Source organism: Methylothermaceae bacteria B42, from assembly GCA_001566965.1.
GTDB lineage: Bacteria > Pseudomonadota > Gammaproteobacteria > Methylococcales > Methylothermaceae > Methylohalobius.
The window spans coordinates 1-1,209 of the sequence record LSNW01000035.1 but is presented as its reverse complement, the minus strand read 5'-3'; the positions used below and the strand labels follow the sequence as shown (position 1 = coordinate 1,209).

The window sequence follows — 1,209 nt, the reverse complement described above, 5'->3', positions numbered from 1 at the left end:
TCCCTGTAGAACCCAATGCAGAACTGGCAAAATCAGCGTTACAACATGCCATCAATCAACACCAACCCGATACACATCAATTAATGTTTCGGAAACCAGAGTGCAGGCGGCCGGTCAACTTTTATATTATTTAACCTGGTGGTGCGGTGAGTTTGAAAAAGCAGAAATGCTGGTGCAGACCGTGCAACCCATTATGAATCAGCAACAGACTTCTCCTTTGGTAAAAATTACCTGGCACACAATGCTGGGAAATTATTACGCCACGGTTTTTAAACAGGAAGAGTGTCTCGAAAATATCCGCATGGGTGTCGAACTTTCTGATAAAACAGGGATTTATCTGTGGAAATCGTGTCTTTATGACCAGGTCTGTTATTTAAATCTGCATCATGGCAAAACCGAGCAGTCAACGCGCTATATTGAGCAAGTTAATGAAACCAAAGCATTGGGAGGAGAGTTTCATGATGCGATGTATCATGTTTTGAGAGCCTGGTATGAAATGCATAGTGGCGATATTCATGCCACTGGTGAAAATATTATGCAAGCAAAAACACTGGCCGGCATGATCGGCACTGTGATGCTGGAAAAAATTATTGATGTTTGTTACGCAAGTTATTTGTTAAAAAAAGGGGACCATCGCCTGGCGCTGGAGTTGACCCGGTCTATTCGCCAAGACCTATCAACTGCAAACTCTAATATGCTGTTTTTTTTGTCCCGCATTGTCGAAGCGGAATACTATTTGATAAAAAATAACCAGAAAGCTTGTGTCGAAGTATTGGCTGATGTATTTGGCGTCGCCAGGATTTACAGTGCGTTTTGGTGGCGGGATCAGGATTTTTCAAAGTTTTGTTCATTAGCCTTGCAGAACGGTATTGAGAACAACTATGTAAAGGAAATGATAGCTCGCCACCGATTGCTCCCAGTGGCCGGATATGAAACAGACCAGTGGCCGTACGCCGTAAAAATTTATACATTGGGCGGTTTTCGGTTGGTGATCAATAATGAAGAAGTGGTTTTTAACAAAAAAGCGCCTAAAAAACCTTTGGAGTTAATCAAAGCGCTGGTTGCTTTCGGCAGTCAAAATGTCTCTGACACACTGCTCATGGAAGCGTTATGGCCTGATGTGGACGGTGACGCAGCGTGCAACAGCCTTCGAACAACGGTTAAACGGGCGCGACAATTATTAAAAGAGAAGCAGGCAATTCTGTATAG

General features: G+C 43.3%; 1 pseudogene. It reads left to right on the top strand.

Going from position 1 to position 1,209, the window contains the following annotated elements:
• Positions 1-100 precede the first annotated feature (100 nt).
• A pseudogene (locus AXA67_01280) lies at positions 101-1,209 on the top strand (hypothetical protein).